The following is a 15288-nucleotide window of genomic DNA, read 5'->3' as shown; positions in this document are numbered from 1 at the left end:
GACCATGACTGATAACCTGATCGAAATTCGCAACCTCAATGTCGCCTTCCATGGCCAGCCTGTGGTGCGCGATCTGTGCCTGGATATTCGCCCCGGTGAATGTCTGGCGCTGGTCGGTGAATCGGGCTCGGGCAAATCGGTCACGGCGCATTCGATTCTTCAGCTGCTGCCTGAAAGTGAAGCGCAAACCACTGGCAGTATTCGCTACCGTGGCCAGGAACTGCTCGGCGCCGACCCCAAGGTCCTGCGGGAACTGCGCGGCAACCGCATCGCGATGATCTTTCAGGAACCGATGACGTCGCTCAATCCGCTGCACACCATCGAAAAGCAGATTGGCGAAACCCTACTGCTGCACCGGGGCCTGGGCGGCAAAGCGGCGCAACAGCGCATTCTCGAATTACTTGGCCTGGTCGGCATCCAAAAACCCAAGGAACGCCTCAAGGCGTACCCGCACCAACTGTCGGGCGGGCAACGCCAACGGGTGATGATTGCCATGGCACTGGCCTGCGAGCCGGAACTGTTGATCGCCGACGAGCCGACCACCGCGCTCGATGTCACCGTGCAGCGCAAGATTCTGCTACTGCTCAAATCCCTGCAACAACGCCTCGGCATGTCCCTGCTGTTGATCAGCCACGACCTCAATCTGGTGCGCAGCATTGCTCAGCGCGTGTGCGTGATGAAGGCCGGGCAGATCGTCGAACAGGCACCCTGCGAAACCCTGTTTACCGAACCTAAACATCCTTACAGCTGCGTGCTGCTCAATGCCGAACCTGAAGGTGAGGCCTTGCCCCGGGATGAGCGCGAGAACGTGCTCGAGGTAGAAGATTTAAAGGTCGAGTTCGTCGTCGGTGGCGGACTGTTTCAACGCAAACAATACCTGCGCGCAGTGGACGGCATCAGTCTGAGCATTCAGCGCGGCAAGACCCTCGGGATCGTCGGCGAATCCGGCTCAGGCAAATCGACGCTGGGTCAGGCGATCCTGCGTCTGCTTGATTCAGAAGGCAGCATTCGTTTTCAGGGCGAAGCGCTCGACGGTCTCAATCAGAAACAGCTGCGCCCGTGGCGTCGTCAGATGCAAGTGGTGTTTCAGGATCCGTTCGGCAGCCTCAGCCCGCGCATGTCGGTGGCGCAGATCATCAGTGAAGGCCTGGAAGTGCATTGCGAATCGAGCGCCGATGAATGCGATGAGCAAGTGATCCGCGTGCTCAAGGAAGTCGGTCTCGACCCGGAAAGCCGCCATCGCTACCCCCACGAATTCTCCGGCGGTCAGCGCCAACGCATCGCCATCGCCCGGGCACTGGTGCTGAAACCGGCGCTGATCCTGCTTGACGAACCAACGTCGGCGCTGGATCGCACGGTGCAGAAACAAGTGGTCGCCCTGCTCCGCGATCTACAGGAAAAACACGGCCTGACGTACCTGTTCATCAGCCACGATCTGGCGGTGGTGCGCGCCCTCGCCCACGACATGATCGTGATCAAGGACGGCAAAGTCGTCGAGCGTGGCGCCAGTCATGCGGTGTTCGATGCGCCGCAGCATCCGTATACCCAGGAGCTGTTGGCGGCGGCGCATCCGGGGTGAGGGTATCGCCAACCGACTTGAAACCGAGTCGCGAAGAGGCCGGCACAGACAACACATCATCAGGATCAGCCGTCAGATGAACACCACCGAAAGCCTCAAGGATTATCAAAGGGTGCGGACCCTGGCGATCCGCTCGCTGTTCGAGATCATCGAGCAGTCCAGCGAAGGTACGGTGATCGTTGATCGCGACGCCAATATCGTCTGGATGAACGAGCGTTACGCCCGGCGTTTTGGCCTCGAATCCGCCGCCGTCGCCATCGGCAAGCCGTGCGAAAGCGTGATCCCCGGCAGCCTGCTGCGTGAAGTGGTGCGTACTGGGCGGCCGATCCTGCTCGACATGCAAGACACGCCGAAAGAGCCGCTGGTGGTGATGCGCCTGCCGATCCACGACGACGTCGGCACGGTGATCGGCGCCATCGGTTTTGCCCTGTTCGATGAGTTGCGCACGTTGTCGCCAATGCTCAAACGCTACCTGAGCATGCAGGAAGAGCTGGCGTCGACCCGCTCACTGCTGCGCGCGCGGCAGACCAAATACAACTTCGCCCATTTCATCGGCACCAGCGCCGCCAGCCTCGAAGTCAAACGGCGGGCGCGGCGCAGTGCCAGCGCCGAATCGCCAGTGTTGCTGCTCGGCGAGACCGGCACCGGCAAAGAGTTGCTCGCCCAAGCGATTCACAGCGCCTCGCCACGGGCACACAAGGCCTTCGTCAGCATCAACAGCGCGGCGATTCCCGAGACGCTGCTGGAAGCGGAGTTCTTCGGCACCGCACCCGGCGCGTTCACCGGCGCCGACCGCAAGGGTCGGACCGGCAAGTTGCAGATCGCTCAGGGCGGCACCTTGTTCCTCGACGAAATCGGCGACATGCCGCTGCCCCTGCAAAGCAAACTGCTGCGGGTATTACAGGAAAAAGAATTCGAACCCGTCGGCTCCAACGAGGTGATCCAGAGCGATGTTCGCGTGATTGCCGCGACTTCGACGGATCTGCAAGCGGCGATTCAACGTGGCGAATTCCGCGCCGATTTGTACTACCGCCTCAATGTACTGCCGATTCAGGTGCCGCCCCTGCGTGAACGTCTCGACGATCTGCCGGCGCTCAGTGAAGCGATCCTTGAAGAGCTGCGCAGTCAGCACGAATTGCACCGCGATGCGCTCGACTTGCTGGGGCAGCACGCGTGGCCGGGTAACATTCGCGAACTGCGCAATGTGCTGGAGCGGGCGGCGTTGCTCAGTGATGACTTGATGTTGACCGAAAGCGATATTCGCGCGGCTATCGGCACGTTCACCCCCGTCGAGCACGCTGCGGCACCGACCTTGAAACCGTCGAAGCAGGAAACATTTGCACAGGCGCGAGAGCGTTTTGATCGGCAGGTGATTCAGGCAGCCCTCGATCAATGCGCGGGCAAAGTGCCGGAGGCGGCGGCTTCACTGGGACTGGGGCGGTCGACGCTGTACAAGAAGATGGTCGCCTTAGGCATGGCCTGATCTCAATATTGAGATATAGGTCTCTTCCTAGAGACAGATCAACAACTTCGCGAGCAGGCTCGCTCCCAAAAGGTGTGCGCATTCTAAATGCGGGAGCGAGCCTGCTCGCGAAGAGGCCAGAACAAGCAACGACAATCTCAGAAAAGAGACAAAATATTCCAAACACATTAAAAAAATCAAAATAGACCATATATTTCAAACACTTAACGATCTGGCACAAATCTCGCTAAAGCCTCTCCCACACCGTTTCACCCACAAAAATAACAATTCTGGAGAGACACACCATGAGTGTGATCATTGCCTTGGCGGCCCTCGCGCTGCTGATGCTCGCCGCCTACCGTGGCTACAGCGTTATCCTCTTCGCCCCGATTGCCGCCCTTGGCGCAGTGTTGCTTACCGACCCTTCTGCCGTCGCACCCGCCTTCACCGGCGTGTTCATGGAGAAAATGGTCGGTTTCATCAAACTGTACTTTCCCGTGTTCCTGCTCGGTGCCGTGTTCGGCAAGTTGATCGAGTTGTCGGGGTTCTCGCGCTCGATCGTCGCTGCGGCGATTCGTTTGCTCGGCACCAAACAAGCGATGCTTGTGATCGTGCTGGTCTGCGCCCTCCTCACCTACGGTGGCGTGTCGCTGTTCGTCGTGGTGTTTGCGGTGTATCCGTTTGCCGCCGAGATGTTCCGCCAGAGCAATATTCCCAAGCGCCTGATCCCGGCGACCATCGCCCTCGGCGCGTTTTCGTTCACCATGGACGCCCTGCCCGGCACCCCGCAAATCCAGAACATCATTCCCAGCACCTTTTTCAACACCACCGCGTGGGCGGCGCCGTGGCTGGGTGTGATCGGCACTATTTTCGTGTTTTGCACCGGCATGCTGTTTCTTCAGCGCCAGCGCAACAAGGCGCAACGTGCCGGTGAAGGTTACGGCACTGAACTGCGCAACGAGCCGGAAACCGCTGAAGACCTGAAGCTGCCCAACCCATGGATCGCCCTGTCGCCATTGCTGGCGGTGGGCATCATGAACCTGCTGTTCACCCAGTGGATTCCGCAGTGGTACGGCAAAACCCACAGCCTGGCGCTGCCGGGCATGGCCACGCCGGTGACCACTGAAATCGCCAAACTGACGGCGATCTGGGCGGTACAGGCAGCGTTGCTGATCGGCATCCTGATGGTGCTGGTGTTCGGCTTCAAGGCGATCCGCAGCAAACTCGCCGAAGGCAGCAAAAGCGCGGTCAGCGGCGCGTTGCTCGCGGCCATGAACACAGCGTCCGAATACGGTTTCGGTGCGGTGATCGCGTCGCTGCCGGGCTTTCTGGTGCTGGCCGACTGGCTCAAGCAAATCCCCAATCCGCTGGTCAACGAAGCCATCACCGTGACGCTGCTGGCCGGCATCACCGGTTCGGCATCGGGCGGTATGAGCATTGCCCTGGCGGCGATGTCCGAGCAATTCATTGCAGCGGCCCACGCCGCCAATATCCCACTGGAAGTGCTGCACCGCGTGGCGGCGATGGCCAGCGGCGGCATGGACACCCTGCCGCATAATGGCGCGGTGATCACCCTGCTGGCGGTCACCGGGTTGACCCACCGCGAAGCCTATAAAGACATTTTCTGTATTACGCTGATCAAGACCCTCGCGGTTTTCGTAGTGATCGGCACTTTCTACGCCACTGGCATTGTGTGAGGTATTGATGACCACTCTTTCCGGCAAGACCGCACTGGTAACCGGCTCCACCAGCGGCATCGGCTTGGGCATTGCGCTGAGCCTGGCCAAGGCTGGCGCCAACCTGATTCTGAATGGTTTTGGTGATGCCTCGAAGGTCATCGCTGAAGTCGGCCAATTCGGCGGCAAGGTTGGCCATCATCCGGCCGATGTCAGCGACCCGGCGCAGATCGCCGACATGATCGCCTACGCCGAACGCGAGTTCGGCGGCGTCGACATTCTGGTCAACAACGCCGGCATCCAGCATGTCGCGGCGGTGGAAGAATTTCCGGTGGAGCGCTGGGATTCGATCATTGCGATCAATCTGTCTTCGGTGTTTCACAGCACGCGCCTGAGCCTGCAGGGCATGCGCGCGAAGAACTGGGGGCGGATCATCAACATTGCTTCGGTGCATGGTCAGGTCGGCTCTACCGGCAAAGCCGCTTACGTCGCTGCCAAACACGGGGTCATCGGTTTGACCAAAGTGGTCGGCCTGGAAACCGCGACAAGCAACGTGACGTGCAACGCGATCTGCCCGGGCTGGGTGTTGACACCGCTGGTACAGAAGCAGATCGATGATCGTGCGGCCAAAGGCGTCGATCCGCAGCAGGCGCAGCATGATTTGCTGGCCGAGAAGCAGCCGTCGCTGGAGTTTGTCACGCCGCAGCATCTGGGCGAGTTGGTGTTGTTCTTGTGCAGCGAGGCCGGCAGCCAGGTGCGCGGTGCAGCGTGGAATATTGATGGTGGCTGGCTGGCCCAGTAGCACTGCCATATCCCTCTGTGTGACCTTGACCCGTGCATGAATAAAACAAGAGGCAAGCAATGTCCGACATCCTCTGGCAACCCGACGCCAAGCGTATCGCCCAATCGCGCATGGACACTTTCCGGCGCTCGGTCAATCAACGTCATGGGCTGAAACTCGACGACTACCCTGCCCTGCACCAATGGAGCGTCGACCAGCGTGCAGACTTCTGGCAGGACATCGTCGACTGCTTCGATATCCGCTTCCATAGCCAACCCGATGCGGTGTTGCGTGAGGGTGCGCAAATGCCCAGCGCTGAATGGTTTCCCGGCGCAACGCTGAACTTCGCCGAGCACTTGTTGCGTCGTCGTGACGATGCCGTGGCGGTGATTGCCGTGGGTGAAAACGGCCAGCGCGAACAGTTGAGCTGGGCCGAACTGGCCGAGCATGTCGCCGGATTTCAGGCCAGTCTGCAGGCCGCCGGTGTCGGCCTTGGTGATCGCGTCGCGGCGTGCATGCCGAACACTTGGCAAACGTTGGTGGCGATGCTCGCGACCACCAGTCTTGGCGCGATCTGGTCATGCTCCTCGCCGGACTTCGGCACCCACGGGGTGATCGATCGTTTCGGCCAGATCGAACCCAAGGTGCTGATCACCTGCGCCGGTTACCGCTACGCCGGCAAAGAGATCGACCAGACCCGCAAACTCAATGAGATTCTGCAGCAACTGCCCACGCTGAAGCAGTTGATCATCGTGCCTTACGCCCGCCCAACCGCTCACGTCACGGACTATCGCACTCGCGCCGACGTGAGCTTGTGGGACGACTTTTATGAACCAGGCGGCGAGCCGGATTTCGTCGCGGTCCCGTTCAATCATCCGCTGTACGTGCTGTATTCCAGCGGCACCACCGGCGTGCCGAAATGCATCGTCCACAGCACCGGCGGCGTGTTGTTGCAACTCGTCAAGGAACACGGCCTGCACTGCGACCTCGGACCCGGCGATCGACTGTTTTACTACACCACGTGCGGCTGGATGATGTGGAACTGGCTAGTGTCGGCGCTCGCGGTCGGCAGCGCCGTGGTGCTGTACGACGGGTCGCCCTTTTACCCGGACCACCAACGCTTGCTCGACTTGATCGATGACGAGCGCATCAGCGTGTTCGGCACCAGCCCCAAGTTTCTCGCGACGCTGGAAAGCAGCGAAGTCAAACCCCGAGCAAGTCATGATCTGGGCAGTCTGAAAACCCTGCTGTGCACGGGCTCAGCCCTATCGCCGCAAAGCTACGACTTCGTCTATCGCGATGTTAAACCCGACGTTTGTCTGGCCTCGATGTCGGGCGGCACCGATATCGTTTCGTGCTTCGTCAACGGCAATCCGCTGTCGCCCGTCCGGCGCGGGGAAATCATGGGCAAGAGCCTGGGCATGGCAGTTGAGGTGTGGAACGACGCGGGCGAACCGGTGATCGGTGAAAAAGGTGAGTTGGTGTGTACCCGGCATTTTCCGGCGATGCCGATCAGGCTGTGGAATGACGCCGATGGCAGCAAGCTGCGGCAGTCGTATTTCAGCTTGTTTCCCGGGGTCTGGGCTCAGGGCGACTACGCCGAACAACTGCCTCATGGCGCGATGATGATTCACGGGCGCTCGGATGCCGTGCTCAATCCCGGCGGCGTGCGCATCGGCACAGCGGAGATCTATCGTCAGGTGGATAAAGTCCCGCAGGTGCTCGACAGTGTGGCCATCGGGCAGCAGTGGCAAGATGATGTGCGCGTAGTGTTATTCGTGCGCCTGCAGGACGGCGTCAGACTGGACGACGCCTTGCAGCAGCAGATTCGCCAAGTGATCCGCGCCAACACCACGCCACGGCATGTGCCGGCAAAAATCGTTGCGGTGACGGACATTCCTCGAACCATCAGTGGCAAGGTCGTTGAACTCGCCGTGCGCAATGTGGTGCATGGCGAGAAGGTCAAGAACACCGACGCGCTGGCCAATCCCGAAGCGCTGGAGCAGTTTCGGGATCGGCCAGAGTTGATGATTTGAACGGGCGGTGTATTGCGTTAACCGAAGGCTGGCGCAATCACTCCGGTTTATTCAAGGTGATGAGGACCGGGTCGATAATCGCCTTGCCATCACTGGCCTCGAGTGCCGCGTAGATCGTCGATATATTGCGCTCGTAGGTGGCTCTGTCTGTGCAGAGCTGACTTAACAGAGATGTCGCCAGCGTCAGCGAATCGGCGTTGGCAAAGGCTTTCGCAGCTGCATGGCACACCGTGCTGCCTTCTGACACCGGCAAACAACCCGAGGCAATATTCAGCAATGAAGCCACATTGACCCGCTGCCCGCTTTCGTGGCTACTCTGCGCGTCGATGGCGTTACCGATATCGTCGGTTTGCGCACTGGCACGGAACAGCTCATGAATCAGATCATCGGCCACCACATCGTTGTTGAAGCCCTGGCTGACAAACCGTTTGTTGAGGTTTTTTGCATACACTTCAACGAAGGCGATACTCGTCCCGTTACCGGCGCTTTTCCAGCGGTTGTAACTGTCCACATCGAACGTCGCGAGCGTGGCGTGTTCCTTGATTGCATCAAGTGCAATGTTGCTGAGGGAGAAGCCCGCGAAGTCGAAACGGACTAGGCGCAGAGTGTTCATCAGGCGGTTTGTGGCAACGTCTGAGGTGTCGCCGAACAGTGTTTTCATCACCTGACTGCAATCACGTTTGAAGTCATGTCGACCGAGGGCATCAATGGCATGGTCGATCTTCGCCCGGGCACGGGGCAGGCTCTTCTCGATAAACCTTCTCGTGTAGTTCTCCGGCAAGGTTTTTGGCGAACAAGGCAACCGCAAGGGAGCGTCATAGGAAAAGCCATCCAGCGGTTTGCCCCACAGACTGCCGCGACGATCCAAGGCGAACCATTGAGTGTCACGGCGCGCAGCCGCTACCGTAGCAGCGTCGCTCGCAGCACCACGCGGCCGCCAACTGCCAAGCCCCCATTGTGTTCGGCCACTGTTTTCAATCAAATCCCAGGACTGTCGGCGACTACTGAGTGTACGCAACTGTCTGTTCGCACTGGCGAGCAACTCGTGGGTATTTTTATTGAAGCGCAACAGACCTTTGTGCACGAGCCTTGAGCCCGACTGCATGCCTGAGGGCACACCGTCGACCGGGTTGAACAGGGAAATGGCCGAAGTGAAAGCCAGTTTCGTCAAACGCGCCGCTTTAGACGTCGTTGAGATCGCCTTGGCTGAAATACTCAGCGCTTTCGAACCGGCTCCGGCCACCGTGCCCACCAACCCTATACCGTCCATCAAGCAGCCGTAGGCCCCGTCGATCATCTTGTCATGCTCACCGGAGGCAATGTCCTCGATACACTTCTTGAACGGCACCACCAGGTCGATGAAATAAGTGAGCAGCCGCTCGCCCTCCTCTCGGGAGCTTTCGAGAAGCGTTGGGATGCGTACCAGCTCTCTGAGTTCCTGGGCTTGGAGGAACGGGCGGTGCTCGACGATAAATTCGGCGATCCGCGCGATGTTCGGATCGTTGAACCGTTGATAAAAACCTTGCTTGGGATCGGCTGCTGTCGCGGGGGCCGGCAGCACGCCGAAATAGTCAATAAGCGCCATGCTGCTGGTCACTGACGGATCTTCTGCTACAGCATGGGTGTAGCGTTGCAGGTGGAGCGGTAGAAATTGCAGATCAGTCGGCGTTCTCTGGACGGTCAAGTCTGCAGGACGGGTCATCCTCGGACGTTGTTTCATTATATTTTGGCGGACGATCAATTCCCCCAAAGCGTTGTTCCTGCGGAACTCCCCTCGAGACGTGAAGAGTTCGTAACAAACGATCGAATTTTTGTAAGACACCCACATCACTAAACCAAAACGCCCGGTGGCGGCGTCTATGCTTTGCTGTGTTTCTCTTGACTGGTCAGTGCTGATGGGGCCACTGACACGACGGGAGACGGTATAAATGGCTGACCCACGCACCGTGAACAGATTGATCTGGGCACTCAGAAAGGCTCGCAAATCCTGCTCGGGCATCAGCGCCAGTGCCAGTTTCACGGTCGACAACATGGCACCGTTGAGGCCTTTCAAATGGACGGCCAATTGGCGATCCATTTCCTCGTCACAGGATTTGAGCTTGAGTAATTTTGGATACCGCTTGTAGAGGCTGATACCCGAAGGGTTGTAATTGATGGGCGGCCTGGGGATTCCGTTAGTGACCAGACGCACAGTGCGTCGGTCCCACTTCCCAGTGACCAGATCGCCCGATTGATGCAGATCGAGCATGGACATGACTTGCTGCCCGCCCTCCACCGATAGGGCTTTCTCATCCAGCGTGTCGCATCCCGGCGCCGCGAGCTTCAAGGCGGCACGGGCAATGTCTGCTCGGCTGGGTAATGCAGTCGAGAACGCCCGGGCTATCTGGACGAACGTTTCCGAATGCTGCTCGAACGCCTCAATCGCACGTCGAGTGTTGGCTTCCCGCGCCTGCTCAAGCTCAGTGGATGTCACCACCTGATTTATCAACGCCCAGTTAACGATCGGGTTAACCATCGCCAGTTCGCGCAAGTGCTGCTGAGCATCACTGACAGGTTCCAGGTCGGCGTACGCCATGATCTGCGCATATGTCAGGACGCGCGACGCACCTGCTCTCGCCGTTTCCACCAGCACGACCGCTCGACATAAATTGATCCACGCAATTGACCCGACGTTGATCGCGGTCGGGACATCCGCGACCAGAAATTCAGGTGCCATGCGCGCCAATATCAAATGAGTGGCCACAGGTGCCAAATCACGATCGACGCTCAGTTTGCCCCGTACAGCCACCATCAGTTCCTCACGGACTACCGACGGATGACGATCGACATTGGCCGGTCCGTACAGCTCAAACCCGAAGATGTTTTTCCCTTGGCGCAGTTGCTCTATCGCCGGATGCAGTTGCAGGAGCGCGGCCGTGACCAGCAATTGTCGGAGCATGTTTTCGGAGACCTCCTGCCCTGCACCATTGCCGAACCAACCCAGCTCCACCAGATATCGCCGTGCCAGCTGGCTGGCTTTAGGGGACGAGACAAAATCGACGACTCGCTGTGCTGCACTTTCATGTGAGATCGAAAGCCTAGAGCTGTAACCATGCAACATGCTCAGCAGGTACTTGCCAGGAATAAGTTTTGACGTCGCTTTACGAACGGCCGATAACTGTTCTTGATTTAACGAGACGAACATTTGATCATCCGCCTCGATATATTCCCAGTAGTTCCCAAACTCAGTTGCTTGCGGATCGAACTTCAAAAATCCAATAAGATTCTTCACTTGCGCCTTGGTCTTGGGAATGGATATCTCATGAAATGCAAACCATTGATCTAGTGTTATTTCACAATCAGGCCAGATATAACCACCCGCCACTTTAGCGAACTCTGAAAGAAGTTCCAGCTCGGCGAGCGTCGATTCGCTGGAGTGGAAGTGGCCCGCCGCAACCAGGTCTATCCAACCTGAATCGCTCAGCGTTTCCAGCTCGGGGCCTGGCTTTGCGCATATCAGTTCAGCACTCCCGCGCTCCTGAGAAATTGCACTGTGCACCGGGCTCGTTGTCAGCAGCGAATTGAACAGCAACCGTCCGGGGTTATAAACCTCGTACAGCGACGAGCCTTCCCGCAACTCTATTTGATAGTCAAACCAGATAATTACTTGATCATCGGAATATTTATCCAATGTCGTTTCCAGTTCAATCAGGACCCGCTCGCGCTCAATCGCATCGGCTTCTGTCTTTCGACGCCACTCTGCGAGCGCGAGGTCCGAACATTGAAATTCTTTATTTTTCTTAATTACACTCACGTATCCACCTCATCAAGTTGATTGCTGAACAGCTCAGCATGATGAAGTTCTACTGACGTTGCTAAAAACGATCTACCTTTAAAGCATTTAACCTTATTACAAGACTCTGCTTTTACTTTCGTCCAACCAACTAACTTCACTCCACCAAACCCCAGTCCCCCATTGGTGAAACTGGAGCGCTTGGCACGTCACTGGAAAGCTTTATGCGCAGCTTCAAGTTATTGACCGAATCCGCATTCTTCAGCGCCTCGGCTTCGTTAATCGCCCCCTCGCAGACCAACCCAAACAACGCGCCGTCGAATGTTTGCATGCCCAGTTCCGTGGACTTCTCCATGATCGGCTTAAGCTCTTCGAACTGGCCCCGCCGCACCAGATCGGCAATGGTAGGCGTTCCCAGCATCACTTCGACCGCTGCCCTCCGCTGCCCATCAACGGTACGGACCAGGCGCTGTGAGACAAATGCTTTCAGGTTGTTGCCTAACGCGTTGAGCAACTGCGGCCGTCGCTCCTCGGCAAACATATTGATGATCCGCTCGAGGACCTGATTGGCATTGTTGGCATGCAAGGTCGACAGCACCAGATGCCCGGTTTCCGCAAATGCCAGCGCATGTTCCATGGTCTCGCGATCGCGGATCTCACCGATCAAAACCACGTCCGGTGCCTGACGCAGGGTATTTTTCAACGCCGCGTGGAAACTGCGGGTGTCGACCCCGACTTCACGTTGATTGACGATCGAGCGGTGGTGCTGGTGGATGTATTCGATCGGGTCTTCGATGGTGATAATGTGCCCGCTGCTGTGGCGGTTGCGATGGTCGATCAATGCCGCCAGCGAGGTCGATTTGCCAGAGTCGGTCGCGCCGACGAACAGGATCAGCCCTTGCTTGAGCATCACGGTTTCGAGCAGTACCGGTGGTAACTTGAGATCTTCGAATCGTGGAATATCGAGTTTGACGTTGCGGATGACGATCGACACGTCGTTGCGTTGTTTGAACAGATTCACCCGAAAGCGCCCGATACCGGGACGCGAGATCGCCAAGTTCATTTCCAGATCCCGATCGAACGTCTGGCGCTGCTCGGCGTCCATCAGAGAATGGCCGATGGCTGCGATCTCTCCAGGCTTGAAAGGCTGCTCGCTCAGTGGCGTCAGCACCCCCTGAAAGCGCGCACTGGGCGGGGCTCCGGTGGACAAAAACAGATCCGAGCCATGCTGGCTGGCCAAACGTGTTAGCAGTGCATCGATTTCCATGGCAAAAAACACCCGCGAAGCATTCAATATTCAGACGTGCCCCGCTGTCGTGACGCAGCGGTGCATTGAGCGTCTACCCTCCTGAAGGATAGTAGACGCCGCCTTACCGAACGCTGCTCAGGACTTACGTGATGAATGCTGTACCCACCAACGATGACGCTCAGGCCTTGATCGCCCGTACCGACTGGAGCAAAGGCCCGCTGGGTGCCTCCGCCGCCTGGCCGCAAAGCCTGCGCACCGCGGTGGACATCGTCATTCACTCGCCGATGCCGATGTTGCTTTTATGGGGGCCGCAGCTCACGCAGATCTACAACAACGGCTTCGCCCTGCTCGCCGGCAGCAAGCATCCGCGCGCTTTCGGACAACCGGCACACCAGATATGGCCGGAACTTCGCGACTTTACTGACCCGATTTACAGCGCCGTCCTACAAGGTCAGGTGCGCACTTACAGCGAACGACGCTTTACCTTGCAGCATGACGGCAAAGAATCCGACTTCTGGCTGGATTTGACCTACAGCCCGATCCGCGATGAAACCGCGCAAGTCGCTGGCATTCTGGTCACCGCCATCGAAACCAATGAGCGGCGGCGCATCGCGCTGGAGTTGCAACAGCGTTCCGAAGAAAGCCTCAAGTCCCAGCGCGAAACTGAAGAGCGCCTGCAGTTGGCACTGGCTGCCACCGATGCCGTGGGCACGTGGGATTGGGACATTGGCGAAGACCGATTCATCGCCGACGCGCATTTCGCGCAGTTGCATGGCGTCGATCCGGTGCAATCCGCAGAGTTGCCGATCAGCGACTACCTGCAAGGCGTGCATCCCGAGGATCGCGCGATGGTGGCGCGCAGCATCAAGTACTGCATCACCCACGGCACCGAGTACGCCGAGGAATATCGGCTGCTGCAGCCCGACGGCGAGCTGCGCTGGGTGTTCGCGCGGGGACGCTGCTACAAGGACCATCATGGCCGGCCCATGCGCTTCCTCGGCGCGGCGTTGGACCTGACCGAGCGCAAACACACCGAGCAGGCGCTGCGGCAAAGTCAGACCGAATTGCAGCTGATCATCAACGCCATGCCGATTCTGATCAGTTACGTCGACCACGAAGAACGTTTCCGCCTGAACAATGCGGCGTATCTGGACTGGTACGGGCTCACCCCGCAAGAACTCTATGGCCGCACCATTCGCGACGTGATCGGCGAAGAAGCCTACTTTCTGCGCGCGCCCTACATCGCCGAAGCCCTGGCAGGCAGGTCCTGTTCGTTCAGCCTGTACACCCACCACCGCGACGGCAGCAATCGGCATGCCCTGATGAATTACTTGCCGCGCCACGGTGCGGACGGTGCGGTGAACGGCTTCTATATCTTTGTGATCGATGAAACCGAGCGCAAGAAAACCGAAGAAGCCCTGCGCAATCTCAACGAAACCCTTGAAGAGCGCGTCAGCGCACGCACGGAACAACTGGCCCAGGCCAACCAGCGTTTGCAGAATGAAATGTTCGAGCGCGAGCGCGCCGAAGATGCGCTGCGGCATGCGCAGAAAATGGAAGCGGTCGGCCAGTTGACCGGCGGCATCGCCCACGATTTCAACAATATGCTCACCGGGATTATTGGCAGCCTCGACCTGATGCAGCGCTACATCGCCGATGGCCGGGCCAGCGAAATCGGGCGGTTTACCGACGCGGCGGTGTCGTCTGCCAATCGCGCGGCGGCGCTGACCCATCGTCTGCTGGCCTTCTCGCGGCGCCAATCACTGGATCGCAAGAGGCTCGACGTCAACGAGCTGATTCATTCGCTGGAAGACTTGATCCGCCGCACCAAGGGCGACCCGATCGAACTCAAGCTGCAACTGGCCGAGAACCTGTGGCCGGTCAGTACCGATGTCAGCCAACTGGAGAACGCGCTGCTCAACCTGGTGATCAACGCCCGCGACGCCATGCCCAACGGCGGCGAACTGCTGATCGAGACCGCCAACGTTTACCTCGATGGCACCGACATCACCACCCTCGAACCGGTCAAGGCGGGCGACTACCTGATGCTGGCGGTTAGCGACAATGGCACCGGCATGACGCCTTCGGTACTGGCCAAGGCGTTCGATCCGTTCTTTACCACCAAACCCATCGGCCAGGGCACAGGCCTGGGGCTATCGATGATTTATGGTTTTGCCCAGCAATCGGGCGGCCACGTCAGCCTCGATAGCCGGCCGGATCAGGGCACCTGTGTTCGGCTTTACCTGCCGCGGCTGCACCTGCAACTGCCGGAGCAGACAGCCGAGGCGGCGGTCAGCGAACCGTCCACGGCGACCCCCGGGGAAACCGTGGTGATTGTCGAAGACGACCCGGCGGTGCGCATGCTGGTGCTCAATCTGCTCAAGGAGCTGGGTTATCGAGCCTTCGAAGCAGTCGATGCCACGGCAGCTCTTGCGCTGTTGGAAGCGGATTGGCGCGTGGATCTGCTGGTCACCGATGTCGGCCTGCCGGGCATGAATGGCCGGCAACTGGCAGAAATTGCCCGCCAGCATCGACCAAGGCTCAAAGTGCTGTTCATGACCGGCTATGCGCAAATCACCGCCGAACGCCAAGGCTTCCTTGAAGAGGGCATGGACATGATCGCCAAACCGTTCGTACTGGATTTGCTGGCCAACAAGATCCGCACGATGATCAACCAAACCGCGTGACTTGAGGCATAATCCCGCGCCCCGCCGTCACCCCGTTATCAGGTAT

8 protein-coding genes are annotated in these 15288 nt (G+C 58.7%); 6 read left to right on the top strand and 2 right to left on the bottom strand.

The window, feature by feature from the left end; translation table 11 throughout:
- The first annotated feature begins 4 nt into the window (after positions 1 to 4).
- From ACQ4OE_RS02650 to ACQ4OE_RS02630, 5 genes are all read left to right on the top strand, one after another.
- Positions 5 to 1579, top strand: coding sequence for an ABC transporter ATP-binding protein (locus ACQ4OE_RS02650; RefSeq protein ID WP_430945575.1), 1575 nt, complete (start codon positions 5 to 7; stop codon positions 1577 to 1579).
- A 76-nt stretch (positions 1580 to 1655) separates the two neighbouring features.
- Positions 1656 to 3062, top strand: a complete 1407-nt coding sequence (locus ACQ4OE_RS02645; RefSeq protein ID WP_430945574.1) for a sigma-54 interaction domain-containing protein — start codon at positions 1656 to 1658, stop codon at positions 3060 to 3062.
- 284 nt (positions 3063 to 3346) lie between these two features.
- Positions 3347 to 4738, top strand: coding sequence for a GntP family permease (locus ACQ4OE_RS02640; RefSeq protein WP_430945573.1), 1392 nt, complete (start codon positions 3347 to 3349; stop codon positions 4736 to 4738).
- Positions 4739 to 4745: 7 nt separating this feature from the next.
- Complete coding sequence (hbdH, locus tag ACQ4OE_RS02635) at positions 4746 to 5519, top strand: 3-hydroxybutyrate dehydrogenase (protein WP_430945572.1); 774 nt, start codon at positions 4746 to 4748, stop codon at positions 5517 to 5519.
- 59 nt (positions 5520 to 5578) lie between these two features.
- Positions 5579 to 7534, top strand: a complete 1956-nt coding sequence (locus tag ACQ4OE_RS02630; protein ID WP_430945571.1) for an acetoacetate--CoA ligase — start codon at positions 5579 to 5581, stop codon at positions 7532 to 7534.
- A 37-nt stretch (positions 7535 to 7571) separates the two neighbouring features.
- Here the strand turns inward: ACQ4OE_RS02630 and ACQ4OE_RS02625 are convergent, their stop codons facing one another.
- Together ACQ4OE_RS02625 and ACQ4OE_RS02620 are read right to left on the bottom strand one after the other, a co-directional pair.
- Positions 7572 to 11327 (bottom strand): hypothetical protein, encoded by a 3756-nt coding sequence (locus tag ACQ4OE_RS02625; protein ID WP_430945570.1) that lies wholly within the window; start codon positions 11325 to 11327, stop codon positions 7572 to 7574.
- A gap of 136 nt (positions 11328 to 11463) precedes the next feature.
- On the bottom strand, positions 11464 to 12573 hold the full coding sequence (locus ACQ4OE_RS02620; RefSeq protein ID WP_430945569.1) for a PilT/PilU family type 4a pilus ATPase: 1110 nt from the start codon (positions 12571 to 12573) through the stop codon (positions 11464 to 11466).
- A 131-nt stretch (positions 12574 to 12704) separates the two neighbouring features.
- Between ACQ4OE_RS02620 and ACQ4OE_RS02615 the strand changes: the two genes are divergently transcribed.
- Positions 12705 to 15242, top strand: a complete 2538-nt coding sequence (locus tag ACQ4OE_RS02615) for a PAS domain-containing protein (protein WP_430945568.1) — start codon at positions 12705 to 12707, stop codon at positions 15240 to 15242.
- The last annotated feature ends 46 nt before the right edge of the window (positions 15243 to 15288 follow it).

The organism is Pseudomonas sp. WC2 (genome assembly GCF_050586545.1).
Taxonomy (GTDB): Bacteria; Pseudomonadota; Gammaproteobacteria; order Pseudomonadales; family Pseudomonadaceae; genus Aquipseudomonas.
The sequence above is the reverse complement of the archived record's forward strand: the minus strand, read 5'-3'. Positions and strand labels throughout refer to the sequence as shown.

What these genes read in the sequence shown, in the direction of transcription:
- ACQ4OE_RS02650 (WP_430945575.1), top strand. Translation starts at nt 5, where the DNA reads ATGACTGATAACCTGATCGAAATTCGCAACCTCAATGTCGCCTTCCAT.
- ACQ4OE_RS02645 (WP_430945574.1), top strand. Translation starts at nt 1,656, where the DNA reads ATGAACACCACCGAAAGCCTCAAGGATTATCAAAGGGTGCGGACCCTG.
- ACQ4OE_RS02640 (WP_430945573.1), top strand. Translation starts at nt 3,347, where the DNA reads ATGAGTGTGATCATTGCCTTGGCGGCCCTCGCGCTGCTGATGCTCGCC.
- hbdH (WP_430945572.1), top strand. Translation starts at nt 4,746, where the DNA reads ATGACCACTCTTTCCGGCAAGACCGCACTGGTAACCGGCTCCACCAGC.
- ACQ4OE_RS02630 (WP_430945571.1), top strand. Translation starts at nt 5,579, where the DNA reads ATGTCCGACATCCTCTGGCAACCCGACGCCAAGCGTATCGCCCAATCG.
- ACQ4OE_RS02620 (WP_430945569.1), bottom strand. Translation starts at nt 12,573, where the DNA reads ATGGAAATCGATGCACTGCTAACACGTTTGGCCAGCCAGCATGGCTCG.
- ACQ4OE_RS02615 (WP_430945568.1), top strand. Translation starts at nt 12,705, where the DNA reads ATGAATGCTGTACCCACCAACGATGACGCTCAGGCCTTGATCGCCCGT.